The organism is Paraburkholderia sediminicola (assembly GCF_046026855.1).
Lineage (GTDB): Bacteria > Pseudomonadota > Gammaproteobacteria > Burkholderiales > Burkholderiaceae > Paraburkholderia > Paraburkholderia sediminicola_A.
This window is the reverse complement of sequence record NZ_JAQQET010000101.1, coordinates 1-1,070: the sequence shown is the minus strand read 5'-3', so window position 1 is coordinate 1,070 and position 1,070 is coordinate 1. Positions and strand designations below refer to the sequence as shown.

The 1,070-nt window shown below is 61.3% G+C and carries 1 protein-coding gene; it reads right to left on the bottom strand.

Features of this window, described 5'->3' with window-relative positions; genetic code table 11:
- The coding region (gene prpC, locus PQR40_RS38985) for a bifunctional 2-methylcitrate synthase/citrate synthase (RefSeq protein WP_408341305.1) at positions 1–1,070 on the bottom strand (1,070 nt) is incomplete at both ends.

Sequence of the window (1,070 nt, the reverse complement as noted above, 5' to 3'; positions counted from 1 at the left end):
GGACCGGTGTAATTCGCGCTCGGACGAATGATCTTGTTGTCGATCCGCTGCTCGATAATGTGCGCGCTCCAGCCTGCCGTGCGGGCGATCACGAACAGCGGCGTGAACATCGCCGTCGGCACGCCCATCATGTGATACGACACCGCGCTGAACCAGTCGAGATTTGGAAACATCTTTTTCGCATCCGCCATCACTGTTTCAAGACGCTCGGCGATGCTGAACAGCTTGGTGTTGCCCGCTTCCTTCGACAGTTTCTTCGCGATGTCCTTGATGACCTTGTTGCGCGGGTCAGAGATCGTGTACACCGGGTGACCGAATCCGATCACCACTTCCTTGTTTTCAACGCGCTTACGGATATCGGCTTCGGCTTCGTCAGGCGTCTGGTAGCGCGACTGGATCTCGAACGCGACTTCGTTCGCGCCGCCGTGCTTCGGGCCGCGCAGCGCGCCGATTGCGCCGGTGATGGCCGAGTAGATATCCGAACCCGTACCGGCGATCACGCGGCCGGTGAAGGTCGACGCGTTGAATTCATGCTCGGCATACAGGTTCAGCGACACATGCATCGCGTCGACCCATGCCTTCGACGGCTCCACGCCGTGCAGCAGATGCAGGAAGTGGCCGCCGATCGAATCGTCGTCGGTTTCGACCTCGATGCGCTTGCCGTTGTGCGAGTAGTGGTACCAGTACAGCAGCATCGAACCGAGCGAAGCCATCAGCTTGTCAGCGATGTCGCGTGCGCCCGGCAGGTTGTGATCGTCTTTCTCCGGCAGCACGGTGCCGAGCACCGAGACGCCTGTGCGCATCACGTCCATCGGGTGAGCGGCGGCCGGAATCCATTCCAGCGCGGCCTTGACGTTCGCGGGCAGGCCGCGCAACGCCTTGAGCTTGATCTTGTAGGCGGTCAGTTCAGCCTGCGTCGGCAGCTTTTCGTGGACCAGCAGATACGCGATCTCTTCGAATTCGCATGCGCCGGCGATGTCGAGAATGTCGTAGCCGCGGTAATGCAGATCGTTGCCGGTCTTGCCGACCGTGCACAGCGCGGTGTTGCCCGCCGTCACGCCCGACAGGGC